19 protein-coding genes are annotated in these 24,199 nt (G+C 72.5%); 8 read left to right on the forward strand and 11 right to left on the reverse strand.

Annotated elements, in window-relative coordinates; all coding sequences use genetic code 11:
• Nucleotides 1–180: 180 nt before the first annotated feature.
• Nucleotides 181–1,092, reverse strand: a complete 912-nt coding sequence (locus ABEB03_RS04100) for a LysR family transcriptional regulator (RefSeq protein WP_345641249.1) — start codon at nt 1,090–1,092, stop codon at nt 181–183.
• Between the two features lie 87 nt (nt 1,093–1,179).
• On the opposite strand from ABEB03_RS04100, the gene ABEB03_RS04105 reads away from it, so the two are divergent.
• Both ABEB03_RS04105 and aroA read left to right on the forward strand, forming a co-directional pair.
• Entirely contained in the window at nt 1,180–2,088 is a 909-nt protein-coding gene (locus tag ABEB03_RS04105) for an EamA family transporter (RefSeq protein WP_345641252.1), read from the forward strand.
• A 4-nt stretch (nt 2,089–2,092) separates the two neighbouring features.
• Entirely contained in the window at nt 2,093–3,328 is a 1,236-nt protein-coding gene (aroA, locus tag ABEB03_RS04110; protein ID WP_345641255.1) for a 3-phosphoshikimate 1-carboxyvinyltransferase, read from the forward strand.
• Between the two features lie 35 nt (nt 3,329–3,363).
• On the opposite strand, the gene ABEB03_RS45280 is transcribed toward aroA, so the two are convergent.
• Nucleotides 3,364–5,010 (reverse strand): caspase, EACC1-associated type, encoded by a 1,647-nt coding sequence (locus tag ABEB03_RS45280; protein WP_425589178.1) that lies wholly within the window; start codon nt 5,008–5,010, stop codon nt 3,364–3,366.
• Between the two features lie 206 nt (nt 5,011–5,216).
• On the opposite strand from ABEB03_RS45280, the gene ABEB03_RS04125 reads away from it, so the two are divergent.
• Nucleotides 5,217–5,861: a GNAT family N-acetyltransferase gene (locus tag ABEB03_RS04125; RefSeq protein WP_345641258.1), complete on the forward strand. Its 645-nt coding sequence runs from the start codon at nt 5,217–5,219 to the stop codon at nt 5,859–5,861.
• A gap of 77 nt (nt 5,862–5,938) precedes the next feature.
• Here ABEB03_RS04125 and ABEB03_RS04130 read toward each other — a convergent pair whose 3' ends face one another.
• The 4 genes from ABEB03_RS04130 to ABEB03_RS04145 form a co-directional block, all read right to left on the reverse strand.
• Nucleotides 5,939–6,739: a sugar phosphate isomerase/epimerase family protein gene (locus ABEB03_RS04130; protein WP_345641261.1), complete on the reverse strand. Its 801-nt coding sequence runs from the start codon at nt 6,737–6,739 to the stop codon at nt 5,939–5,941.
• Between the two features lie 55 nt (nt 6,740–6,794).
• On the reverse strand, nt 6,795–7,727 hold the full coding sequence (locus ABEB03_RS04135; protein WP_345641264.1) for a bifunctional helix-turn-helix transcriptional regulator/GNAT family N-acetyltransferase: 933 nt from the start codon (nt 7,725–7,727) through the stop codon (nt 6,795–6,797).
• 422 nt (nt 7,728–8,149) lie between these two features.
• The gene (locus ABEB03_RS04140; protein ID WP_095934487.1) at nt 8,150–8,746 is read right to left on the reverse strand and encodes a dihydrofolate reductase family protein; all 597 of its coding nucleotides are present in this window, start codon (nt 8,744–8,746) and stop codon (nt 8,150–8,152) included.
• A 191-nt stretch (nt 8,747–8,937) separates the two neighbouring features.
• Nucleotides 8,938–9,987 carry a LacI family DNA-binding transcriptional regulator gene (locus tag ABEB03_RS04145; protein ID WP_345641267.1) on the reverse strand — a complete coding sequence of 350 codons (1,050 nt, stop codon included), beginning with the start codon at nt 9,985–9,987 and terminating at the stop codon, nt 8,938–8,940.
• A 606-nt stretch (nt 9,988–10,593) separates the two neighbouring features.
• On the opposite strand from ABEB03_RS04145, the gene ABEB03_RS04150 reads away from it, so the two are divergent.
• The 3 genes from ABEB03_RS04150 to ABEB03_RS04160 are packed head-to-tail and all read left to right on the forward strand — an operon-like array spanning nt 10,594 to nt 13,720.
• Nucleotides 10,594–11,745 carry a Gfo/Idh/MocA family protein gene (locus tag ABEB03_RS04150; protein WP_345641270.1) on the forward strand — a complete coding sequence of 384 codons (1,152 nt, stop codon included), beginning with the start codon at nt 10,594–10,596 and terminating at the stop codon, nt 11,743–11,745.
• Nucleotides 11,742–12,896 (forward strand): dihydrodipicolinate synthase family protein, encoded by a 1,155-nt coding sequence (locus ABEB03_RS04155; RefSeq protein WP_345641274.1) that lies wholly within the window; start codon nt 11,742–11,744, stop codon nt 12,894–12,896. The genes ABEB03_RS04150 and ABEB03_RS04155 overlap by 4 nt, the downstream gene beginning before the upstream one ends.
• The gene (locus tag ABEB03_RS04160; protein WP_345641277.1) at nt 12,893–13,720 is read left to right on the forward strand and encodes a sugar phosphate isomerase/epimerase family protein; all 828 of its coding nucleotides are present in this window, start codon (nt 12,893–12,895) and stop codon (nt 13,718–13,720) included. Before ABEB03_RS04155 ends, ABEB03_RS04160 begins: the two co-directional genes overlap by 4 nt.
• A gap of 351 nt (nt 13,721–14,071) precedes the next feature.
• Here ABEB03_RS04160 and rbsD read toward each other — a convergent pair whose 3' ends face one another.
• From rbsD to ABEB03_RS04185, 5 genes are all read right to left on the reverse strand, one after another.
• On the reverse strand, nt 14,072–14,461 hold the full coding sequence (gene rbsD / locus ABEB03_RS04165; protein WP_345641280.1) for a D-ribose pyranase: 390 nt from the start codon (nt 14,459–14,461) through the stop codon (nt 14,072–14,074).
• On the reverse strand, nt 14,458–15,360 hold the full coding sequence (locus tag ABEB03_RS04170) for a ribokinase (protein WP_345641283.1): 903 nt from the start codon (nt 15,358–15,360) through the stop codon (nt 14,458–14,460). Before ABEB03_RS04170 ends, rbsD begins: the two co-directional genes overlap by 4 nt.
• Nucleotides 15,361–15,536: 176 nt before the next feature.
• Nucleotides 15,537–17,489: an ABC transporter permease/substrate-binding protein gene (locus ABEB03_RS04175; RefSeq protein ID WP_345641286.1), complete on the reverse strand. Its 1,953-nt coding sequence runs from the start codon at nt 17,487–17,489 to the stop codon at nt 15,537–15,539.
• Nucleotides 17,479–19,041, reverse strand: coding sequence for a sugar ABC transporter ATP-binding protein (locus tag ABEB03_RS04180; protein WP_345641289.1), 1,563 nt, complete (start codon nt 19,039–19,041; stop codon nt 17,479–17,481). The genes ABEB03_RS04175 and ABEB03_RS04180 overlap by 11 nt, the downstream gene beginning before the upstream one ends.
• Nucleotides 19,038–20,054 carry a LacI family DNA-binding transcriptional regulator gene (locus tag ABEB03_RS04185; protein WP_345641292.1) on the reverse strand — a complete coding sequence of 339 codons (1,017 nt, stop codon included), beginning with the start codon at nt 20,052–20,054 and terminating at the stop codon, nt 19,038–19,040. The genes ABEB03_RS04180 and ABEB03_RS04185 overlap by 4 nt, the downstream gene beginning before the upstream one ends.
• A gap of 278 nt (nt 20,055–20,332) precedes the next feature.
• On the opposite strand from ABEB03_RS04185, the gene recD2 reads away from it, so the two are divergent.
• Both recD2 and ABEB03_RS04195 read left to right on the forward strand, forming a co-directional pair.
• Nucleotides 20,333–22,585 carry an SF1B family DNA helicase RecD2 gene (gene recD2 / locus ABEB03_RS04190; protein WP_345641295.1) on the forward strand — a complete coding sequence of 751 codons (2,253 nt, stop codon included), beginning with the start codon at nt 20,333–20,335 and terminating at the stop codon, nt 22,583–22,585.
• A 276-nt stretch (nt 22,586–22,861) separates the two neighbouring features.
• Entirely contained in the window at nt 22,862–24,151 is a 1,290-nt protein-coding gene (locus ABEB03_RS04195; RefSeq protein WP_028803556.1) for a citrate synthase, read from the forward strand.
• Nucleotides 24,152–24,199: the final 48 nt, after the last annotated feature.

The raw sequence follows: 24,199 nt of genomic DNA on the forward strand, positions 1-24,199 counted from the left end.
GGTTCCCCACTTCGCCCCCCACCCCCGGAAGTCGTGACACGGGTGCCCCAGGAGCCGAATGAGCCCACCGAAGGGGGTGCCGACGTCCGCCGGGCGGCAGGCCCGTGGACCGGACGGGGCGTCAGCAAGGTGCCCCGCCATGGGCAGAGGGCGGGACGGCGGCTCCGACGGGCCGTGGAATCAGGCGTGCTCCGAGACCAGAGGCCAGTGCGCCTGAAGCGTCCGCACCGTCTCCGCGATGGCCGGCCGCCGCGCCGCCCCCGCCCGCCACAGCGCGTACAGCCGCCGTACGGGCATCGGATCCAGCGGCACCTCCACGACCCCTTCCGGCAGGGCCCCGCGCCCGAGCCGCGGAATGAGCGCCACACCGAGCCCGGCGGCGACGAGCGCGACCAGCGTCGGGTTCTCGTCGGCCTGGTGCACGATGTCCGGCTCGCACCCCGCCGCCCGCAGCGTCCGCACCAGCCAGTCGTGGCACACCCGCCCCGGCGGCTGGCAGATCCACCGCTCGCCCGCGAGGTCCTCGCGCCGCACGGCGGCCCGCCCGGCGAACGGATGCCCCGCGGGGACGAGCAGGTCGCACAGGTCGTCCCCGATCACCGCCTGCTCCACCCCGGCCGGGGCGGGCAGCGGCGCGATGTCCCAGTCGTGCGCGACGGCCAGGTCCACCGCGCCCTTGGCGACCAGGTCGATGGACAGGTGCGGGTCGACCTCCGACAGCCGGGTGTCCAGCGCCGGATGCCGGACCGCGAGATCCGCCAGCACGCCCGGCATCAGTCCGCGCGCCGCCGAGGCGAACGCGGCCACGGTCAGCCGCCCCGCGGGCAGCCCCCGCCGCTCCTCCAGCTCGGTCTCGGCCCGTTCGACGAGCGCCATCAACTCCTGCGCGGTGGCGGCGAGTCGCTCGGCCTGCTCGGTGAGCCGCACACCGCGCCCCTGCCGCTCCAGGAGCACGGTCCTGGTCTCCCGCTCCAGCTTCGCGATCTGCTGGGACACCGCCGACGGGGTGTATCCGAGCGCTGCCGCGGCGGCGCCGACCGTGCCGTGCACGGAGACGGCGTGCAGGGCGCGCAGGCGTTGCAGATCGAGCACGGCCCGTCCCTTTCATTAGGAATGCTTCATCCCATCATGCAGCAGACTTTGCTGGTGCTTAACGGTCGGCCGGGTGATCCTCGACCCATGCGACCCGCCCACATCTGCCTCGCCGTCCTCGTCGCCGCCGTCTGGGGCGTCAACTTCACGGTCATCGAGGTCGGCCTCGACCACTTCCCGCCCCTCCTCTTCTCGGCGCTCCGCTTCCTGGTGGCGGCCCTGCCCGCGGTGTTCTTCGTGGGCCGGCCCAAGGTCGCCTGGAAGTGGATCGTGTCGGTGGGACTGGTGCTGGGCGTGGCGAAGTTCGGGCTGCTGTTCATCGGGATGGACGCGGGCATGCCGGCGGGGCTGTCCTCCCTCGTCCTGCAGATCCAGGCCGTCTTCACGGCGCTGATCGCCTTCGCGGCGCTCGGCGAACGCCCCACCCGCGTACGGCTGGCGGGCATGGCGGTGGCACTGTGCGGGGTGGGCCTTGCCGCCCTGGACGAGGGCGCGTCCGGCCCCCTCGGCGCCTTCGCCCTGGTCGTCGCCGCCGCGGCCTGCTGGGGCCTGTCCAACGTCCTCACCCGCAAGGCGTCCCCGCCCGACTCGCTCAACTTCATGGTGTGGGTGAGCACCGTCCCCGTCCTGCCGCTGCTCGGCCTGTCGCTGCTGACGGAGGGCCCGTCCCGGGACCTCGACGCGCTGCGCGCCCTGGACCCGCAGGGTGCGGCCGTCATCGTCTACGTCGCCTGGATCACCACGGTCTTCGGCTTCGGCGCGTGGGGCCGGCTGCTGCACCGGTACCCCGCCTCCACGGTGGCCCCCTTCTCGCTCCTCGTGCCGGTCTTCGGGATGTCCTCGGCCGCGCTCCTCCTGGGCGAGCCGGTCGGCCCGCTGCGGTGGGGTGCGGCGGCGCTGCTGGTCGCAGGCGTCGCGCTGACCTCGTTCGCGGCGCCGGCGCGGGTCCATCTGGCGGACGTTCCAGCGCAGGAGCGGGCGCGGGAGCCAGCATGAGGGCATGGCCGTCGTCGACATCCCCGGTTCCAAGTCCATCACCGCCCGCGCCCTCTTCCTGGCGGCGGCCGCCGACGGGGTCACCACCCTCGTGCGCCCGCTCCGCTCGGACGACACGGAGGGCTTCGCGGAGGGGCTGACCCGGCTCGGCTACCGCGTCGGACGGGCCCCGGAGGCCTGGCACGTGGACGGCCGCCCGCAGGGTCCCGCCGTCCCCGAGGCCGACGTCCACTGCCGGGACGGCGCGACCACCGCCCGCTTCCTGCCGACACTGGCGGCGGCCGGACACGGCAGGTACCGCTTCGACGCGTCGGCCCAGATGCGCCGCCGACCGCTGCTCCCGCTCACCCGGGCGCTGCGCGACCTGGGGGTGGACCTGCGGCACGAGGAGACCGAGGGCCACCATCCGCTGCGCATCGCGGCGGCCGGGGTGGCGGGCGGCGACGTGACCCTGGACGCGGGCCAGTCCTCGCAGTACCTGACGGCGCTGCTCCTGCTGGGCCCGCTGACCCGCGAGGGCCTGCGGATCGAGGTCACCGACCTGGTGTCGGCGCCGTACGTGGACATCACCGTCGCGATGATGCGCGCCTTCGGGGCGGACGTGCGCCGGGACGGCGACGTCTTCACCGTGCCGCCGGGCGGCTACCGCGCCACCACCTACGCCGTCGAGCCGGACGCCTCCACCGCGAGCTACTTCTTCGCGGCGGCCGCGCTCACCGGCGGCGAGGTCACCGTGAGGGGCCTCGGCGAGGAGGCGCTCCAGGGCGATCTGCGGTTCGTGGACGTACTGCGCCGCATGGGCGCGCGGGTGGACGTCGGCCGTGACGCCACCACGGTGTCGGGCACCGGGCGGCTGGCAGGGGTCACGGTGAACATGCGCGACATCTCCGACACGATGCCGACACTGGCCGCGATCGCCCCCTTCGCCTCCGGACCGGTGCGCATCGAGGCCGTCGCCAACACCCGGGTGAAGGAGTGCGACCGCCTCGAAGCCTGCGCGGAGAACCTGCGGCGGCTGGGCGTCCAGGCGCGGACCGGCCCCGACTGGATCGAGATCCACCCCGGCACCCCCGCTCCGGCCGAGATCAGGACGTACGGGGACCATCGCGTCGTCATGTCGTTCGCCGTCACCTCGCTGCGCACCGCCGGGATCACGTTCGACGACCCGGAGTGCGTCCGCAAGACGTTCCCTGCCTTCCACGACGCGTTCGCGCGGCTGCGCGCGGCACTGCCGGCCTGACGCCTCGGTCCGCGGCGCCGTCCGACCCCCGGGATTCAGCCGCGGATCTCGACACGCGCCAGGAGCGCGCCGCGGCCGCCGCCCTGCAGGTGCGTCACCCCCTGGCTCGGGAGCCGCAGGGTCCGGCCGTCCGGGAAGCCCTGGGGGAGGGCGACCGTCTTCCGGCCGTCCAGGGTGTCCACGGTGAGCTTGCCGCCCGTCGTCGCCAGGGCGCGGGAGACGGTCACGGTGCGGTGCAGGTCGTCGCCCACACGCCGGAAGACGGGGTGGGGGAGTTCCACGATCTCGACGTACAGGTCGGCCGGCTCGCCTCCGCCGGGACCGACCTCTCCCTGGCCGGCGAACTTGATCCGGGTGCCGTTGTCGACGCCCGCCGGGATCCGCACGGTGAGCGTGCGCCGGGAGCGGACCCTGCCGTCGCCGTGGCAGGCGGGACAGGGCGTGGGCAGGACCGTGCCGTAGCCCTCGCACGTCCGGCAGACGCGGGAGTCGGCGGCCTGGCCGAAGAAGCTCCGTCGCGGCCCGGTCTCGCCGCGGCCCCCGCAGGTGTCGCACCGGACGTGCCGGGTCCCCGGTGCCGTCCCCTCGCCCGAGCAGGCCGAGCACACCACGGCCGTGTCCAGCTGGAGTTCCCTGTCGACCCCGAACGCGGTCTCCTCCAGCGGGAGTTCGAGCCGGATCAGCGCGTCGGAGCCGCGGCGTCTGCGCGACCGGCGGCGGTCGGCCGTCCGTGTCCCGCTCCGTTTCCCCGCTTCGTCCGAGGCGAAGAACCGGTCCATGATCTCCGCCAGGTCCGCCTGCTCAGAGGACGCGGTCCCGGTCGTGGACGGAGCCCCGGACACGGGCGCCCCGGAGGCGTCCGGTGCGGGCGGCGGCGCGGCGAAGGCGTCCTGCGCGGGCGGTGTGCGCGGCATGGGCGGGATGCGGGTGTCCCCGGCGCGCGCCGTCCGCGCGATCGTCACCTGGTACTCCAGGTCGGCCCACATCCGCGGGGTCTGCTTCACCCCCGCGCCGCGCAGGGACTCGTACACGTAGTCGTACAGCTCGGTGACCGTGATCCGGCCGTCGCCGTTCAGGTCCGCCGCTCCGGTGCCCAGACCGTGGATCAGCGCGCCCGTGAACAGGGAGGGCTGGGGCGTCATGGACTCGACACGCTTGCCCTCCCACGCGTACTCGGTGCGGCTGGTCGCGGTCAGCACGACACGGCCGTGGCCGCCGAGTTCGTCGCGCAGGTGGACCTGGTCGTCCGCCGACTTCGCGCCGTGCAGGAAGGCGCCGCTGTAGCAGCAGTCGAGGAGTACGACGACCGTGCGGGCGCGGCAGCGTTCCATGCGGTCGCGCAGGAAGGCGGCCGGGACGGCGCTGGAGGCGGGCAGGTCGCGGTCCGTGTCGCGCGCGGCGAAGTACAGGCGCCCGTCGTCGTCCTTGATGCCGTGACAGGACACGTGCAGCAGGAGCAGGTCGTCGCGGCTGCGGTCCATGAAGAAGCGGTCCACCGCGCGCATCACCCGACTCGCCGACGCGTCCCTGACCTGATCGGTCCGGAAGTCGCCGATGCGGGGGTCGGACAGCACGCCGGCGAGGCCCGCGCAGTCCTGTGCGGGTGAGCGCAGTGCGTGGAACCTGCCGTCGTCGTACGCCCCGGTCGCGATCAGGAGGGCGTCCCTGCGGCCTGCGCCCATCTCGTCCCCCGTTTCCGAACTGCGCCCATTCTAGGGGTGAACACCCCTTCAGGACGCGGGAGTCGACCGAGGTCCCGTGGGGCACGCCGGTCCGCCCGGTTATTCCGTTCGACGGGTCCGGAGGCGTAGGGGAGACTCTGCGGGGCCGCGGCGAGCCGTTCGCCGGGCCGGCCGCGCGGCCGTGCGGGACGAAGGGGTGCCGGGCGTTGGGCTTTCATCTGGAGGGGCCGGTTCTCGAAGGCGCGCTCGTGCGTTTGGAGCCGCTCGGTCACGGTCACACCGCCGACCTCGTCGCGGCGGCGGAGGAGCAGCGCGACTCGTACGCGTTCACCTGGGTGCCCAGGGCCGCGGAGGTCGGCGACTACATCGACGCACAGCTCGCGCGTGCCGCCGACGGACGGCTCGCCCCCTACGCCCAGGTGTCCGTCGCCACCGGGCGCGCGGTCGGCGCGACCTCCTACTGGGAGCCGCGCTGCTGGCGCTCGGACGACCGGCTCGACGCGATCGAGGTCGGATTCACCTGGCTGGCCGCGTCCGCGCAGGGCACGGGCGTGAACGCCGAGGCCAAGCTGCTGCTGTTCCGGCACGCCTTCGAAGTGTGGGACGTCTCCCGCGTCGACCTGAAGACCGACGCGCGCAACAGCCGTTCCCGCGCGGCGATCGAGAGCGTCGGCGCCCGCTTCGAGGGAGTCCTGCGCAACTGGTCTCGCTCCTGGGCCCCGGGCGAGGACGGCCGGCTGCGGGACTCCGCGATCTACTCGATCACGGCCGACGAGTGGCCCGTATGCCGCGACCGGCTGGCGGAGCGGGTGCGCAGGGCGGTCCTGGCGGCCGGGGAGACCGTGGCGTAGCCGTACGCCGCGTCGCCGTACCGGCGGACGTGCCGGGGAGCGTCGGACGCGGCGGGGAGCCGGCGGGACCGCCGCTCTCAGGCGGAGTCGTTCAGCAGCCGGGCCAGGTGCTCACGGCCCGCGGTCAGCAGGTCCGGCAGCGGGGCCGCGCCCTCGTACCAGCGCTTCTCGTACTCCCAGCACAGCCAGCCGTCCCAGCCCCGGCGGGACAGCAGTTCCACGCACTCGGCGAGCGGCAGGGCGCCCGCGCCGAGCGGGAGCGGGGTGCTGTCCTCGGCCGACGCGATGTCCTTGACCTGGACATATCCGAGGTACGGGGACAGTGCCGCGTAGCTGTCCGCGGGCTGTTCGCAGCCGAGCCAGGTGTGCATCACGTCCCACAGCGCGCCCACCTGTCGGTGGCCGACCGGTCCGAGGATCCGGATCACGTCGGCTCCCGTGCGGTGCGAGTCGTGGGTCTCCAGGAGGATGCGGACACCGGCGTCGGCGGCGTGCTCCGCGGCCGTGCCGAGGCGACGGGCCGCCGTCGCGTCCCACTCGCCCGGATCCTGGTCCGCGTCGCCGCCCGGGAAGACGCGCACGAACGGCGCGCCCAGGTCGCGGGCCAGGTCGACCAGCTCGCGGATCTCCGCCAGTACGGGGGCGTCGTCGCCCGGCGCCGCCACCCGCGCGTACCCCGCGAGGCCCAGGATCTCGATGCCGAGGGACTTGAACGCGGCCGCCACGTCGGCCCGTTCGGCCGCGGTGAGGCCCGGGTGCACGGGCTCCTCGGGATGGGCGCGCAGTTCCACGCCGTGGTAGCCGTGCGCGGCGGCGAGCCGCACGACGTCGGGGACCGGGAGCCCGGGTACGCCCAGGGTGGAGAACGCCAGTTTCATGGGGCGGACCCTACGGGCTGGTGCTGCCTCGAGGAAGGCGGCCGTCGAGTCCCGGTCATTCGTGTCCGCCGTGCAGGTCCCGGCGCCAGTCCTGGCCGACGAGGTCCGCCCCGAAGGAGCGGTGGGGCTTCTCGGAGACCAGGACGAAGCCGTGGCGCTGGTAGAGCCGGCGGGCGGCGGACAGGACGTCGTTGGTCCACAGGACGAGCTCGCGGTAGCCGACACCGCGGGCGAAGTCGACGCAGGCGCCGACGAGCCGGTCCCCGATGCCGAGTCCGCGCGCGTCGGGCTCGACGAGCAGGAGGCGGAGCCGGGCCGTGCCGGGCGCGTCGTCCCGGACGCACATCACGCAGCCGACGGGCCGTCCGTCGAGCTCGGCGATCCATACGCGTTCCAGGTGCGGGTCGTGGTCCCCCGCGAAGTCGGCGACGATCCGCGCGACGAGGCTCTCGTAGTCGGTGTTCCAGCCGTACTCGGCCGCGTACAGCGCGGCGTTGCGCTGCACGATCCAGCCGAGGTCGCCGGGGCCCGGCTCACGCAGGACGACGTCCTCGGGGCCGGGGGAGCGGCCGTCCCCCAGGATCGTGCGCACCGTGCGCATCGCTTCGGCGAGCCGCGGCCGGTCGGCGGGCGGCACGGTCGCGAGCAGCGTGCCGACCGTCTCCCGGGCCCGCTCGTCGAGCAGGCCGGCGGCGTCCCGGCCGCGCGTGGTGAGGGTGATGCGGCGGCGGCGCGGATCCGTCTCGGAGGGCGCGCGCTCGACCAGCCCGTCCTGCTCGAACTTGTTGAGGATGCGGCTCAGATAGCCGGAGTCCAGCGAGAGCTCGGTACGCAGGTCGGCGGCGTCGGCGCCCTGGGAGTGGGCGAGCTCGTAGAGCACCCGGGACTCCGTGAGCGTGTACGGCGCGTAGAGGTGGCGGCCGTAGTCGAGCGCGCCGATGACGTTCGTGTAGAAGCGGTTGAAGGAGCGGATGTCCTGCACGGTCATGGTGGGCTCCGCGAGGTCTGTTCTGGGCGGTCCCTGGAGGATCGGCCCCCGGATGACTGACTCAGTCAGAGATGTCGACGCTCCGAGCATAGGCCGGACCCGCGCGCACCGCCTACCCCCGGGGCCCTCGGCCTCGGCCCTGCCACCGTGCACCGCTCGCCGCCGGGGCCCTCGTCCCCAGCCGGGCCGCCGGATACCGTCCGCCCCGGGAGTGTCCTTCCGCCGTGGTCGGGCCACCTGGACCGCTCACCCCTCGGGCCCTCGGCCTCGGCCGGATGGCGTCCGTCCCCGGGAGTGTCCTTCCGCCGTGGTCGGGCCACCGTGCACCGCTCGCCCCCGGAGCCTGCTACGGCCGGGCCGCCGTGCCCTCGGCGGCCCCGCCCCCTCGGCCGGGGTGGCGCACTCCGCCCCCCGGCGTGCCCTCACGCCTCGTCGGCCGGCCGGTACACGCACACTTCCACGCCGGTCTTGCCCGTGGCGGAGGAGACCAGTTCGAGCGGGCGCTTCACCCCGTCGACGGGGAAGATCGACTTGCCGCCGCCGAGGATCACCGGCATCCGGATGAGCTGGAGCTCGTCGACCAGACCCTCGCTCAGCAGGGTCCGTACGAGGGTGGGGCTGCCCATCATCGCCAGGTCCCCGCCCTCGGCCGCGCGAAGCTCCCGGACGCGGGCGACGGCCTGGTCGCCGGGGATCAGCGTGGTGTTGTTCCAGGTGAGGTCGGACTCGTCGAGCGTGCCGGACACCACGTACTTCGGGAGGGAGTTCATCCGGTCGGCGAACGGGTCGCCCGCGCGCTCGGGCCACGCCGCGGCCATCGTCTGCCAGGTGCGGCGCCCGAAGAGGAGCGCCTCGGCCTTGCCGAGCCCCTCGGCGAAGGCGCCGCCCACGACCTCCGGGTCGAAGTAGGGGTGGGACCAGCCGCCGTGCGCGAAGCCGCCGTCGGTGTCCTCCTCGGGGCCGCCGGGCGCCTGCACGACACCGTCGAGGCTGATGAAGGCGCTGATCACGATACGCATGGGAGGTGCTCCTCTTCGTCGTTCTTCGTCGTTCTTCATCGTTCGTTCCGTTACGGCAATGAAGACCGCGGTGCCGCCGAGAACTCATCGCTCCGCGCACCGCGTTCTGGAACGGGCCCCTCGCGGGGCGCCGGCCCCGTGGTCCGCGTGCGCTCCGAGCCCCGCGGCACCTCCGCGCACCCGGGGGTGCCTCAGGCCCGCGGCGCCCCCGTGGACCCGCGGACCATCAACTCCCCGCGCACCGTGGCGATCCCGCCCGGCGGCGGCTCCTCGCGCCCCATGGCGATCCGACCGGCTCGGGCGCCCGCCTCGGTCAGGGGGAGCCGCACGGTGGTGAGCGCGGGCACCGCGTCGATGCTGAACGGCAGGTCGTCGAAGCCCGCGACGGACACGTCGTCGGGAATGCGCAGACCGGAGTCGCGCAGCGCGGCACAGGCGCCGAGCGCGACCGTGTCGTTGGCGGCGACGACGGCCGTCAAGGACGGGTCGCGGCGCAGCAGTTCGAGGGTCGCCTCGTATCCCGAGCGGCGGTCGTAGCGGCCGTGCACGGTCCGCCGCGGATCGTCCTCGACGCCGTGCGCGGCCAGTGCGGCGCGGTGGCCCTCCAGCCGGTGCCGGGTGGTCGTGCGTTCCTCCGGGCCCGCGATGTAGCCGAGCCGCCGGTGTCCGAGGCCGATCAGATGCTCGGTGAGCTCCCGGCCGCCGCCCCGGTTGTCGAAGGTGAGCGCGATCGCGTCGGGGGCCTCGGGCGCGGGTGGGCGTCCGCAGAGGACGACCCGGGTGCCCGCCTCGGCCAGCCGGCGCAGCTTCGCGGAGACGGCCGCCGCGTGCGTGGCGTCCTCGATCGCGCCGCCGGTGAGGACGACGGCGGCGGCGCGCTGGCGCTGCAGGAGTGTGAGGTAGGTGAGCTCGCGCTCGGGGGAGCCGCCGGTGTTGCACACGACGCCCAGCCGCTCGCCGCCGGCGCGTCCGCCGGGTCCGCCGATCTCGGACTGGATCGCGGCCGCCATGATCCCGAAGAAGGGGTCGGCGATGTCGTTGACCAGGATGCCGACGAGGTCGGAGGTCGCCGCCGCGAGCGAGCTCGCGGGTCCGTTCAGTACGTAGTCAAGCTCGTCCACCGCGCGCAGTACCCGTTCGCGTGTGGACGCCGCGACGGGATAGTTCCCGTTCAGCACCCGGGACACGGTCGCGGGCGAGACCTGTGCGCGGGCCGCCACGTCCGCCAGGGTCACGGTCATCTCGTCGTCCTCCGGTCACGCATCTCGTTGTCCTCGTTCTCAGGGGTTCTCAGGGGTTCTCAGGAACGCGGACGCGCGTCATGCGGTCCGTGCCCATGCCCCAGCCCTACACCGCCGACCGCGGCAACCCGCACCGCAGCCGTACGCCGCCGACCGCGGCAATCCGCACCGCAGCCGTACACCGGGCAACCGCACCGCCGTACGCCCCGACGACGACGCCCGCCGTAACGGCATACGCCCGCACGCCGTGCGGCCGTCGGGCCGTCCGTCGTGCCGCCGTACGTCATTCCGTCGCACGCCGTGCGGCCGTCCGGCCGTACCTCGTGCGGCGGTCCCGGCCGCACGCCGTGCGGCCGTGCCCGTGGGCAGCCGCAAGGTCCCAGGTCCGTGGCCCGGACCGGTCACGCACGGCTGTCACGTGCGGGTACATCCGACCGTGCCCATGGCCTCCACGTCCAGCCGTCCGGAGGGTCGAACATCTCCTCGCCCGCGTGGTCTTGTCCGATCGGCCCGGCAGAGGCTAGCTTCTCTCTGGATAGAAAGCGCTTGCTGTTCTGCTCACCAGTAGGGCGTGACGGCGCGGAAATCGCGTACGAAGGGAATGACGTGACACGCAAGACGGTGCGGATCGCCATGAACGGCGTGACGGGACGCATGGGCTACCGCCAGCACCTCGTCCGCTCGATTCTCGCCCTGCGCGACCAGGGCGGCCTCGACCTCGGGGACGGCACCGTGCTGTGGCCCGAACCCGTCCTCGTGGGCCGCCGCGAGCACGCCCTGCGGGCCCTCGCCGAGCAGCACGGCCTCGAGCACTGGTCGACGGACCTGGACTCCGTCCTCGCCGACCCGGCGACCGACATCTACTTCGACGCTCAGGTCACCTCCGCCCGCGAGGAGGCCATCCGCAAGGCCGTCGCCGCCGGCAAGCACATCTACACCGAGAAGCCCACCGCCACCGGCCTCGACGGCGCCCTCGAACTGGCCCGGCTCGCCCACGAGAAGGGCGTCAAGCACGGCGTCGTCCAGGACAAGCTCTTCCTCCCCGGCCTGCTGAAGCTGAAGCGGCTCATCGACGGCGGCTTCTTCGGGCGGATCCTGTCCGTCCGCGGCGAGTTCGGCTACTGGGTCTTCGAGGGCGACTGGCAGAGCGCCCAGCGCCCCTCCTGGAACTACCGCGCGGAGGACGGCGGCGGCATCGTCGTCGACATGTTCCCGCACTGGGAGTACGTCCTGCACGAGCTGTTCGGCCGGGTGACCTCCGTGCAGGCGCTCACCGCCACCCACGTCCCGCAGCGCTGGGACGAGCAGGACAAGCCGTACGACGCCACAGCCGACGACGCCGCGTACGGCATCTTCGAGCTGGAGGGCGGCGCCGTCGCCCAGATCAACTCGTCCTGGGCCGTGCGCGTCAACCGCGACGAGCTCGTCGAGTTCCAGGTCGACGGCACCGAGGGCTCCGCCGTCGCGGGGCTGCGCAACTGCCGCGTCCAGCACCGGTCCGCGACCCCCAAGCCGGTCTGGAACCCGGACATCCCCGCCACCTACTCCTTCCGCGACCAATGGCAGGAGGTCCCCGACAACACGGAGTTCGACAACGGCTTCAAGGCCCAGTGGGAGCTCTTCCTCAAGCACGTCTACGCCGGGACGCCCTACCACTGGGACCTGCTCGCCGGCGCCCGCGGCGTCCAGCTCGCCGAGCTGGGTCTGAAGTCCTCGGCCGAGGGCCGCCGCCTCGACGTGCCGGAGATCTCCCTGTGACCCTCCGACTCCCGGACGCGGCCGGCCGGCTGAGGACGTACCGGCCGCGCACCGAGCCGCTCACCGTCACCACCGGGGCGCCGCTCGCCTCCCGCACGGTCTACTCGGCCGCGCACGTCGTCGCCGACCCGTACGCCGACGTCTCGCCCGACTCGCCCGCCGCGATCGACTGGGACGCCACCCTCGCCTTCCGGCGCCACCTGTGGTCGCACGGCCTCGGTGTCGCCGAGGCCATGGACACCGCGCAGCGCGGGATGGGCCTGGACTGGGCGGGCGCGGCCGAACTCGTCCGCCGCAGCGCCGCGGAGGCCCGCGCCGTCGGCGGCCGGATCGCTTGCGGAGTGGGCACGGACCAGCTGACGGGCCCGGCCTCCCTGGCGGAGATCCGCACGGCCTACGAGGAACAGCTCGCCGTGGCCGAGGAGGCGGGCGGCCGGGCGATCCTCATGGCGTCCCGGGCGCTGGCCGCGACCGCCGCCGGACCCGAGGACTACCTGGAGGTCTACGGCCATCTGCTCCGGCAGGCCGCCGAGCCGGTGATCCTGCACTGGCTGGGCCCGATGTTCGACCCGGCCCTGGAGGGCTACTGGGGCTCGTCCGACCTCGACGCCGCGACCGCCACCTTCCTGGAGGTCATCGCCGCCCACCCGGACAAGGTCGACGGCATCAAAGTCTCGCTGCTGGACGCGCGGCGGGAGGTCGACCTGCGCCGCCGCCTCCCGCACGGCGTCCGCTGCTACACCGGCGACGACTTCAACTACCCGGAGCTGATCGCGGGAGACGAGCGGGGCTTCAGCCACGCGCTGCTCGGCATCTTCGACCCGCTGGGCCCGCTCGCCGCGCAGGCGGTACGGGTCCTGGACACCGGCGACGTCAAGGGCTTCCGCGAACTCCTCGACCCCACGGTCGAGTTGTCCCGCCACCTGTTCCAGGCACCGACGCGCTTCTACAAGACGGGTGTGGTGTTCCTGGCCTGGCTGGCCGGCCACCAGGAGCACTTCACCATGGTGGGCGGACTCCAGTCGGCCCGCTCGCTGCCGCACTTCGCCCGTGCCTACGAACTGGCCGACGGACTCGGCCTGTTCCCGAACCCGGAGCTCGCCGAGGCGCGGATGAAGTCCCTGCTGGCCCTGTACGGAGTGACCCCATGAGCCTCGCCCGTTTCTCCATCAACCAGATGACGGTCAAGCAGCTGTCCCTGCCGGAACTCGTCGACGCCTGCCGGGAACTGGGCGTCTTGGGCGTCGGCCTGTGGCGCGAGCCCGTCCGGGCCCACGGACTGAAGGCCACGGCCGCGCTCGTCCGCGACGCGGGCCTGACGGTGACGACACTGTGCCGCGGCGGCTTCCTCACCGCGACCGACCCGGCCGAGCTCGCGCGGGCCCTGGACGACAACCGGGCCGCGGTCGACGAGGCGGCGACGCTCGGCACGGACACCCTGGTGCTGGTGTCCGGCGGTCTGCCGGCCGGCTCCAAGGACCTGCACGGCGCGCGGGAGCGCATCGCCGACGCCCTCGGCGAACTGGGCCCGTACGCCGCCGCCCGTGGCGTGCGCCTGGCCGTCGAACCGCTGCACCCCATGTACGCGGCGGACCGCTGTGTGGTGTCGACCCTCGCCCAGGCCCTCGACCTCGCGGAGCGCTTCCCCGCCGAGCAGGTCGGCGTCACGGTCGACACGTACCACCTCTGGTGGGACGACACGGCACCCGCCCAGATCGCCCGCGCGGGTGCCTCCGGCCGCATCCACTCCTTCCAGCTGGCCGACTGGACCACCCCGCTGCCGGAGGGCGTCCTCAACGGCCGCGGCCAGATCGGCGACGGCGCGATCGACATGCGCGAGTGGCGGTCCTACGTCGAGAAGGCCGGGTACGACGGCCCGATCGAGGTCGAGCTCTTCAACGACGCGCTGTGGGCGCGGGACGGGCGGGAGGTGCTGGCCGAGACCGCGGAGCGGTTCCTCACCCACGCCGTCTGAGGCGCCCGGCGCCCGGAACAGGCCATCGGAAAAAAATCTTGGAAAGCCCGTGCAACCCTCCCCATACCTCGCGGGTCGTACTTGGCATCAGGACTTCTGGAGGGGGGATCTGGGGGGATCCGCGGGGGTTCTGATACGGAGGGGAAAGCCGAGGGGCCCGGTCGACGGACCGGGCCCCTCGAAGTCTTCCGGCACGTCTTCCCGCGCATTTTCCGGGACCGATGTCCGCGCCCGCCGGCCCCGGCAGGCCCCCGCGGTCGGCGCCGGTGCGGCGCGCGCCCACGGTCCGCCGCAGCGCCCGTACATGCCGCCGCAGCGCCCGTACGTGCCGCCGGACGCCGCAGGACCGGCCTAGAAGAAGACCCCGCAGTGCAGCAGCACGTTCGCGTAGGGCCGCGCCTCGCCGGTGCGGACGATCAGCTTCGCGCCCGCCGACAGCGCCTTGAGCTCCTCGTGCGACACGAGTTCGAGGGCGGGGAAGTGCCCCGTGAGCAGCCGCGTCGCCGCCGGGTTGGCCTCGCGGACCTCGCGCGCGGCCGTCGCGCCCTCGATCACCAGCTCGTCCAGCAGACCTTCCAGGACCTCGGCGAAGGACGGCACTCCGGCCCGGAACGCGAGGTCGACGAGGAGCGGGCCGGCGGGCACGGGCATCCCCGCGTCGCACACCAGGACCCCGTCGCCGTGGCCCAGCCCGGCGAGCGCGCCCGCGAGATGACGGTTCAGGATTCCGGCCTTCTTCACAGCGCCGCGACCTCCTCGGCGGTGGGGAAGGACTCCTGCGCCCCCGGCCGGGTGACGGCGGCGGCGCCGACCCGGGCGGCGTACCCGGCCGCCTGTGCCAGCGACTCGCCGAGGCCCAGCCGCCAGGCCAGCGCCGCGGTGAACGCGTCGCCCGCACCCGTGGTGTCCACGGCCGCCACCGGCACGGACGGTACCCGGACCCGGGCGCCGGCGCGCTCGGCGACCAGCGCGCCCCGGGCGCCCAGCGTGATGACCACCGAACGCGGGCCGAGGGCCAGCAGGGCCTCCGCCCAGTCCTCGGGACGCTCCCCGAGCTCCGTGCCGGCGATCACCCGCGCCTCGTGCTCGTTCACGATCAGCGGGTCGCAGGCCGCGAGCACCTCGGCGGGCAGGGCCTGCGGGGGCGAGGGGTTCAGCACGAAACGACCGCCGTCCGCGAGATGCCGTACGGCCTCCGCGACCGACTCCAGCGGTACCTCCAGCTGTGCCGACACCACCCGGGAGGCCTGGAACAGGCTTCCCGCCGCGCGCACGTCCTCGGGCGTCAGTCGCCCGTTGGCGCCGGGCGAGACCACGATGCTGTTGTCCCCGGACGGGTCCACCGTGATCAGCGCGACGCCGGTGGGCGCCCCGCCGACCAGCACGCCGACGGTGTCGACGCCGGCCTCGCGCTGCGAGTCGAGCAGCAGCCGGCCGTGCGCGTCGTCGCCGACCCGGGCCAGCAGGGCGGTACGGGCGCCGAGGCGGGCGGCGGCGACCGCCTGGTTGGCGCCCTTGCCGCCCGGGTGGACGACGAGGTCGGAGCCGAGCACCGTCTCGCCTGCCGCGGGTCGCCGCTCGACCCCGATCACCAGGTCGGCGTTGGCCGATCCGACGACCAGAAGGTCGTAGTCGTACATGAACTGTCTCCCTGCTTGGGTGGGTCGGGCGGCGGTGCGGCATGGCGCCGACCGCCGTCAGATGGGCCGGGGCGGTGTCCCCGGGGGTTCCCGCACATGTCCGGGCGGGCTGCCCGGGGGACGGGGTGTACGGGAGGCCGGTGCGGCCTCCCGTACACCCGCCGTCCGTGGCCGGGTCAGCCGCCGAAGCCGGCCACGTTCTCCTTCGTGACCACCTTCACCGGCACCTTCACCGTCTCCTCGACCTTCTTGCCCTCGGCGGCCTTCAGGGCGTTCTCCACCGCGATCCGGCCGAGCTCCTTGGGCTGCTGGGCGACGGACGCGTACAGCGTGCCCGCCTGGACCGCCTTGAGACCGTCGGGGGTGCCGTCGAAGCCGATGACCGACACCGACTTGCCCGCCTTGGAACCGAGCGCCTTGATCGCGCCGAGCGCCATCTCGTCGTTCTCGGCGAAGACGCCCTGGACGTCGGGGTGGGCCTGGAGCAGGTTCGTCATGACGTCGAGGCCCTTGGTGCGGTCGAAGTCGGCGGGCTGCCGGGCGACGACCTGGATGCCGGGGTAGGCCTTGAGGCCCTCGGCGAAGCCCGCGCCGCGCTCACGGCTCGCGGATGTGCCGGCCAGACCCTGAAGGATCACGATCTTGCCCTTGCCGCCCAGCTTCTCGGCCAGCGCCTCGGCGCCCAGCTTGCCGCCCTCGACGTTGTCGGAGGCCACCAGCGCCGCCGTGTCCGCCTTGTTCACACCCCGGTCGACGCCGACGACGGGGATGTCGGCCTTGTTCGCCGAACGGACCGCCGGGCCCGCCGCGTCCGAGTCCACCGGGTTGACGATGATCGAACCGACGCCGGAACTGGTGAAGTTCTGGAGCTGGTTGGCCTGCTGCGAGGCGTCGTTCTGGGCGTCCGTGACGGTCAGGTCCGCGCCGAGCTTCTTCGCCTCCTGCTGCGCACCCGCCTTGATCTGGACGAAGAAGGGGTTGTTCAGGGTGGACAGCGACAGGCCCACCTTCTGCGTCGTCGACGAGGACGAACCGGTGTGCAGGAAGGACATCGCGCCGACGACGGCCGCCGCGACCACCGCGGCGATGACGTACGTCGCCGCCTGCTTGCCCTTGCCGCCCGGGGTGCCCGCCCCGGCGGCGACCGGAGTCGCCCCGGCCTTGCGCCGCACCGTGTCGAGCAGCACCGCCAGCGCGATCACCACACCGATGACGACCTGCTGCCAGAAGGCCGACACGGACAGGAGGTTGAGGCCGTTGCGCAGCACCGCCAGGATCAGCGCGCCGATCAGCGTGCCGGACGCCTTGCCCGTGCCGCCGGCCAGCGAGGCGCCGCCGATGACGACCGCGGCGATCGCGTCGAGCTCGTAGCCCTGCGCGGCCTGCGGCTGCGCGGAGGAGAGCCGGGAGGCGAGCACGATGCCCGCGGCGGCCGCGAAGAGTCCGGACAGGGCGTAGATGGCGAGCTTCTGCTTCTTCACACGCAGCCCGGACAGGCGCGCGGCCTCCTCGTTGCCGCCGATCGCGTACATGGAGCGGCCGATGTAGGTGCGGCCCAGGATCACCGCGGTGATCAGGCCCATCACGACCATCACCAGGACCGGGACGGGCAGCCAGCCGCCCAGGGTGTCACCGAGGTGCGAGATCGAGTCGGGGAACGGGATCGGGCTGCCCTGCGAGATCACCAGGGAGAGTCCGCGGCCCACCGAGAGCATGGCGAGCGTCGCGATGAACGGCGGCAGCTTCCCGTACGAGATCAGCACGCCGTTGACCAGGCCGCAGGCGATGCCCGTGGCGATCGCGAGGATCACCGCGATCCAGACCGGTACGCCCTGTGAGGTCGCCGTCCAGGCGAGGACGGTGGCGGAGAGCGCCGCGACCGAACCGACCGACAGGTCGATGCCCGCCGAGACGATGACGAAGGTGACACCGAAGGCGAGGATGGCCGTCACGGCCGCCTGGACGCCGATGTTGAGCAGGTTGTCCGTCGTCAGGAAGTCGCCGGACAGCGCCGACATCGCGATGACGAGGACGATGAGCGCGGTGAGCGCTCCGTTGTCGAGCAGGAGGCGGCGGACCGCCGAGGCGCCGCTGGCGCGCGATGTGCTCGTTTGCGTGTCAGTGGCCACGGGAGCCCTCCACAGCGGTTTCGGAGTCGGAGTCGGTAGTCGGAGTGCTGACGGCGAGCGCCATCACGGAGTCCTGCGTGGCCTCGTCGGCGGACAGTTCGCCCGCGATCCGGCCCTGCGCCATCACGAGGACGCGGTCGCTCATCCCGAGGACCTCGGGAAGGTCGCTGGAGATCATCAGGACGGCGGCACCGGCGGCGGTCAGTTCGTTGACGAGCTGGTAGATCTCGACCTTGGCGCCGACGTCGATGCCGCGGGTCGGCTCGTCGAGGATCAGCACCCTGGTCTCGGCGAGCAGCCACTTGCCGATGACGACCTTCTGCTGGTTGCCGCCGGAGAGGGTGCGCACATGCTGGCCGAGGCCCGCCATCCGGACACCGAGCTGTTCGGCGATCCGGGCGGCAGCGGTCCGCTGGCCCTTGAGGTCGACGAGCCCGCCGTGCGTGGCGGCGCGCAGGGTGACCAGGCCGAGGTTCTCCTCGACGGAGGCGTCGAGGACGAGGCCCTGGCCCTTGCGGTCCTCGGGGACGAGCCCGATGCCGGCCTCCATGGCGGCGTTCACGTCGTGCCGGCGCAACGCGGCCCCGGCGACCTTCACGGCGCCCTTGTCGTACGGGTCGGCGCCGAAGACGGCGCGCGCGACCTCGGTGCGGCCCGCGCCCACCAGGCCCGCGATGCCGACGACCTCACCGGCCCGCACCTCGAAGCTCACGTCGTGGAAGACACCGTCCCGGGTGAGCCCCTCGACGGTGAGCAGCGCGCCGTCGGCCGCCGCTCCGTCGCCGTCCCCGGACGCGGGGCGCACCCTCGGGTACTGCTGCTCGATGGAACGGCCCACCATCAGGCGTACGAGTTCGTCCTCGGGCGTGGACGCGGGCACCTGGCCCACGCTCTTGCCGTCACGGATCACCGTGACCCTGTCTCCCAGGGCGGCGATCTCCTCCAGGTGGTGGGTGATGAAGACGATGCCGACGCCGTCCTCGCGCAGGGCACGCACGATCGCGAAGAGCTTCTCGACCTCCTCGGAGGTGAGCACGGCGGTCGGCTCGTCCATGATCAGGACGCGGGCCCGCAGGCTCAGCGCCTTGGCGATCTCGACCATCTGGAGGCGGGCGATGCCCAGTTCGCGCACTCGTGCGCGGGGGGACACGTTCACGCCGACACGCCGGAGCAGCTCCGCGGCGTCCGCCTCCATCGCCTTGCGGTCGATCATCCCGAAGCGGCGCGGCTGCCGGCCCAGGAAGATGTTCTCGGCGACCGTGAGGTCGGGGACCAGGTTGAACTCCTGGTAGATGGTGGCGATCCCGAGGCGCTCGGAGTCCTGCGCCCCATGGATGCGGACCTCCTCGCCGTCGACGAGGACCCGCCCGGCATCGGGGTGGTAGGCGCCGGAGAGCATCTTGATGAGCGTGCTCTTGCCGGCGCCGTTCTCGCCGAGCAGCACGTGCACCTCGCCGCGGCGCAGGTCGAAGTCCACGCTGTCGAGTGCGACCACACCCGGGAACGTCTTGCGGATCCCTTCGATGCGCAGCAACTCGTCCTGGTTGCTCACGACTCGCTCCTGTTCGTTGCGGGGGACTCGCCGCACGAGCGGCGTACGACGAGCCGGGCGGGGAGGGTGACGGACTGTGGGGGCCGCCCCTCGATGCGGTCGACCAGGGCGCGTACGGCGGCCCGCCCCAGGTCTCCCGTCGGCTGCGCGATCGCCGTGATCGGCGGATCGGTGTGCACGAACCACGGGATGTCGTCGAACGCGGCGAGCGCGATGTCCTCGGGGACCCGCATCCCGCGCGCGCGGACGGCGTCCAGCGCGCCGAGCGCCATCAGGTTGTCGGCGGCGAAGACGACCTCGGGCGGCTCGGGCAGGTCGAGGAAGCCCTCGGTGACCCGCCGTCCGCTCTCGGCCTGGAAGTCGCCCTGCCCTATGTAGGCCTCCGGCAGCGGGAGTCCGTGCTCGGCGAGGGCCTCCCGGAAGGCGTGGACGCGCTCGCTGCCGGTGGTGGTGGCCGCGGGTCCCGCGATGATCGCGAGCCTGCGGTGTCCCAGCGCGTGCAGATGCGCCACGAGGTCCCGGACGGCCGAGCGGCCGTCCGCCCGTACGACGGGCACCTCGACGCCGGCGATCCAGCGGTCCACGAAGACCATCGGCGTCCCCGTGCGCGCGGCGTCCAGCATGCCGGGGGAGCCGCCGTCGGTGGGGGAGACCAGGAGTCCGTCGATGCGCCGGTCCAGCAGGGTCCGTACGTGGTGGTCCTGGAGGTCGGGCCGCTCGTCGGCGTTGCCGATGATGACGCTGTAGCCGAGGGCGCGGGCCTCCTCCTCGACGGACCGGGCCAGTTCGGTGAAGTACGGGTTGAGCACGTCGCTGATGACCAGGCCGAGGGTGCGCGTCTGGTCGGTGCGCAGTGAGCGGGCGACGGCGTTCGGGCGGTAGCCCAGGTTCTGTACGGCGGCCATCACGCGGGTGCGTGCCTCCGCGCTGACCGACGGATGGTCGTTCAGGACGCGCGAGACCGTGGCGACGGATACGCCGGCCTCGGCGGCCACGTCCTTGATGCTCGCCATCGCCGCTCCACCTCCTCGTGGAATCGATTACACGAGGGATTGGAAACGATTACACGCGTGGATACAACCCCCTGAGACCGGATCGTGATGCACGGAACACCGGCCCTGCACACCGCCGGCCAGGTGCTTCACGGGGCGGGACGTGATGCGCTCCCCGCACCACTGAGCCCGCCGTTCCCCGGTCCCTGGCCCCTGGTCCCCGGTCCTGTTCCCTGGTCCGCGGTTCCCGTCCCCGGGCACGCCCCACCCCTGTCACACCGCACCGGTACGGTCGGACCATGGCGCAGCAGGCGGGGAACCCATCGGCCGAGAGGCGGCTCGCCGTGCTCGAAGGCGTACTGGAACGCATCACGTACGCCAACGAGGAGAACGGCTACACGGTCGCCCGGGTCGACACCGGCCGGGGCGCCGGCGACCTGCTCACGGTCGTCGGCTCGCTCCTCGGCGCCCAGGTCGGGGAGTCGCTGCGCATGGAGGGCCGTTGGGGCTCCCACCCGCAGTACGGCAAGCAGTTCACGGTGGAGAACTACACGACGGTCCTGCCCGCCACCGTCCAGGGCATCCGCCGCTATCTGGGATCGGGCCTGGTCAAGGGCATCGGGCCGGTCTTCGCCGACCGCATCACCCAGCACTTCGGCCTGGACACCCTCCAGATCATCGAGGAGGAGCCGAAGCGGCTCATCGAGGTCCCGGGCCTGGGCCCCAAGCGGACCAGGAAGATCGCCGACGCCTGGGAGGAGCAGAAGGCGATCAAGGAGGTCATGCTCTTCCTCCAGAGCGTCGAGGTGTCCACCTCGGTCGCGGTCCGGATCTACAAGAAGTACGGCGACGCGTCGATCTCCGTCGTCAAGAACCAGCCGTACCGCCTGGCGGCCGACGTCTGGGGAATCGGCTTCCTCACCGCCGACAAGATCGCCCAGTCCGTCGGCATCCCGCACGACAGTCCGGAGCGCGTCAAGGCGGGCCTCCAGTACGCGTTGTCGCAGTCCACCGACCAGGGCCACTGCTATCTGCCCGAGGAACGGCTGATCGCCGACGCGGTGAAGCTCCTCCAGGTGGACACCGGCCTGGTCATCGAGTGCCTGGCCGAGCTGGCGGCACCGGCCGAGGACGGCGAGGACCCCGGTGTCGTCCGGGAGAAGGTGCCGGGCCCCGACGGCGGCGAACCGGTGACGGCGGTCTATCTGGTCCCCTTCCACCGTGCCGAACTCTCCCTGTCCGCCCAGTTGTTGCGCCTCCTGCGGGCCGGCCAGGACCGGATGCCGGCCTTCGGCGACGTGGCCTGGGACCGGGCGCTGGCCTGGCTGAAGGGGCGTACGGGCGCGGAGTTGGCCCCCGAGCAGGAGGCCGCCGTGCGGCTGGCGCTCACCGAGAAGGTCGCTGTGCTGACCGGCGGCCCCGGCTGCGGCAAGTCGTTCACGGTCCGCTCCATCGTGGAACTGGCCCGCGCCAAGCGGGCGAAGGTCCTCCTGGCCGCGCCCACGGGCCGTGCCGCCAAGCGCCTCGCGGAGCTCACCGGCGCCGAGGCCTCCACCGTGCACCGCCTCCTGGAACTCAAGCCGGGCGGCGACGCGGCCTACGACAAGGACCGTCCGCTGGACGCCGACCTGGTCGTCGTGGACGAGGCCTCCATGCTCGACCTGCTGCTGGCCAACAAGCTGGTCAAGGCTGTTCCGCCGGGCGCCCACCTGCTGTTCGTGGGCGACGTCGACCAGTTGCCCAGCGTCGGCGCGGGCGAGGTGCTGCGCGACCTGCTCGCCGACGGCAGCCCCGTCCCCGCGGTCCGTCTCACCCGCGTCTTCCGCCAGGCCCAGCAGTCCGGGGTGGTGACCAACGCCCACCGGATCAACTCCGGCCTGCACCCGGTCACCGACGGCATGAAGGACTTCTTCCTCTTCGTCGAGGACGACACCGAGGAGGCCGGCCGGCTCACGGTGGACGTGGCCGCACGACGGATTCCGGCCAAGTTCGGATTGGACCCGCGCCGGGACGTGCAGGTGCTGGCGCCCATGCACCGGGGCCCCGCGGGCGCGGGCCACCTCAACGGCCTGCTCCAGCAGGCGATCACACCCGGCCGCCCCGACCTCGCCGAGAAGCGCTTCGGCGGACGCGTCTTCCGCGTCGGCGACAAGGTCACCCAGATCCGCAACAACTACGAGAAGGGCGAGAATGGCGTCTTCAACGGCACCGTGGGGGTCGTCACCTCGCTCGACCCGGTCGACCAGCGGCTCACGGTCCTGACCGACGAGGACGAGGAGGTGCCCTACGAATTCGACGAACTCGACGAACTGGCCCACGCGTACGCCGTGACCATCCACCGCTCCCAGGGCAGCGAATACCCGGCGGTGGTGATCCCGGTCACCACGGGTGCGTGGATGATGCTCCAGCGCAATCTGCTCTACACCGCCGTCACGCGCGCCAAGAGACTGGTCGTCCTCGTCGGCTCGCGCAAGGCCATGGGGCAGGCGGTGCGCACGGTGTCGGCGGGGCGCCGGTGCACGGCCCTCGATCACCGGCTCGCCCAGCACTGAGACCGCCTGAAGCCCGTGCGCGCGCGACCATGGAGAGGCCCCTGCCGTCGCCTGGACGGCCCCCGTCACGAAAAATGATCGATCAAACGAGTCGTAAAGGTCACAGAGCACTTCCGGAACCGGCGCGAGGGGAGGCAGGATGTGCAGGTTGGCGGCACTGAGTGCCGCCAATAGGCCCAATGGTCGACCCCGAGTGCACTCTCCAGGGCCAAATGGGGGATGGTAGAGACAGTCAGGGCACCTCGAAGAAGAGGCACAACGTCGGTGAGGGATGACGTGAGCGACAACTCTGTAGTACTGCGGTACGGCGATGGCGAGTACACCTACCCGGTGATCGACAGCACCGTCGGCGACAAGGGCTTCGACATCGGAAAGCTCCGGGCCCAGACCGGGCTGGTGACGCTGGACAGCGGTTACGGGAACACCGCCGCCTACAAATCCGCGATCACCTACCTCGACGGTGAGCAGGGCATCCTCCGGTACCGCGGCTACCCGATCGAGCAGCTGGCCGAGCGCTCCACCTTCCTTGAGGTGGCGTACCTGCTGATCAACGGCGAGCTGCCGAACATCGACGAGCTCTCCACCTTCAAGAACGAGATCACGCAGCACACCCTGCTGCACGAGGACGTCAAGAACTTCTACAAGGGCTTCCCCCGGGACGCCCACCCGATGGCGATGCTGTCCTCGGTCGTCTCGGCGCTGTCCACCTTCTACCAGGACAGCCACAACCCGTTCGACGAGAAGCAGCGCAACCTCTCCACGATCCGCCTGCTCGCCAAGCTTCCGACGATCGCGGCGTACGCGTACAAGAAGTCGATCGGCCACCCCTTCGTCTACCCGCGCAACGACCTCGGGTACGTCGAGAACTTCCTGCGCATGACCTTCTCGGTCCCCGCGCAGGAGTACGACCTCGACCCGGTCGTCGTCTCCGCGCTCGACAAGCTGCTGATCCTGCACGCGGACCACGAGCAGAACTGTTCGACCTCCACCGTGCGCCTGGTGGGCTCCTCGCAGGCGAACATGTTCGCCTCGATCTCCGCCGGCATCTCCGCCCTGTGGGGCCCGCTGCACGGCGGTGCCAACCAGTCCGTCCTGGAGATGCTGGAGGGCATCCAGGCCTCCGGCGGCGACGTCGACTCCTTCATCCGCAAGGTGAAGAACAAGGAGGACGGCGTCCGCCTGATGGGCTTCGGCCACCGCGTCTACAAGAACTTCGACCCCCGGGCGAAGATCATCAAGGCGGCCGCGCACGACGTCCTCTCCGCGCTCGGCAAGTCCGACGAACTGCTGGACATCGCGCTCAAGCTGGAGGAGCACGCGCTCTCCGACGACTACTTCGTCTCGCGCAGCCTCTACCCGAACGTCGACTTCTACACCGGCCTGATCTACCGCGCCATGGGCTTCCCGACCGAGATGTTCACGGTCCTGTTCGCCCTCGGCCGCCTCCCGGGCTGGATCGCCCAGTGGCACGAGATGATCAAGGAGCCGGGTTCCCGCATCGGCCGCCCGCGCCAGATCTACACGGGCGTGGTCGAGCGCGACTTCGTCCCGGTCGAGGCCCGCTGAGCCGCTGACGAGCGACGCGTGACGGCCGGGGGCCCGCCTCCCGGTCGC

This window comes from Streptomyces siamensis (assembly GCF_039543605.1).
GTDB classification, from domain to species: domain Bacteria; phylum Actinomycetota; class Actinomycetes; order Streptomycetales; family Streptomycetaceae; genus Streptomyces; species Streptomyces siamensis.

Excerpts from the sequence above, each read along its gene's own strand:
- ABEB03_RS45280 (WP_425589178.1), bottom strand. The coding sequence starts at position 5,010 with ATGGGCGCAGGCCGCAGGGACGCCCTCCTGATCGCGACCGGGGCGTAC.
- ABEB03_RS04185 (WP_345641292.1), bottom strand. The coding sequence starts at position 20,054 with ATGGCGAGCATCAAGGACGTGGCCGCCGAGGCCGGCGTATCCGTCGCC.
- ABEB03_RS04170 (WP_345641283.1), bottom strand. The coding sequence starts at position 15,360 with ATGTACGACTACGACCTTCTGGTCGTCGGATCGGCCAACGCCGACCTG.
- ABEB03_RS04135 (WP_345641264.1), bottom strand. The coding sequence starts at position 7,727 with ATGACCGTGCAGGACATCCGCTCCTTCAACCGCTTCTACACGAACGTC.
- ABEB03_RS04145 (WP_345641267.1), bottom strand. The coding sequence starts at position 9,987 with ATGACCGTGACCCTGGCGGACGTGGCGGCCCGCGCACAGGTCTCGCCC.
- ABEB03_RS04130 (WP_345641261.1), bottom strand. The coding sequence starts at position 6,739 with ATGAAACTGGCGTTCTCCACCCTGGGCGTACCCGGGCTCCCGGTCCCC.
- ABEB03_RS04140 (WP_095934487.1), bottom strand. The coding sequence starts at position 8,746 with ATGCGTATCGTGATCAGCGCCTTCATCAGCCTCGACGGTGTCGTGCAG.
- ABEB03_RS04160 (WP_345641277.1), top strand. The coding sequence starts at position 12,893 with ATGAGCCTCGCCCGTTTCTCCATCAACCAGATGACGGTCAAGCAGCTG.
- recD2 (WP_345641295.1), top strand. The coding sequence starts at position 20,333 with ATGGCGCAGCAGGCGGGGAACCCATCGGCCGAGAGGCGGCTCGCCGTG.
- ABEB03_RS04105 (WP_345641252.1), top strand. The coding sequence starts at position 1,180 with ATGCGACCCGCCCACATCTGCCTCGCCGTCCTCGTCGCCGCCGTCTGG.
- aroA (WP_345641255.1), top strand. The coding sequence starts at position 2,093 with ATGGCCGTCGTCGACATCCCCGGTTCCAAGTCCATCACCGCCCGCGCC.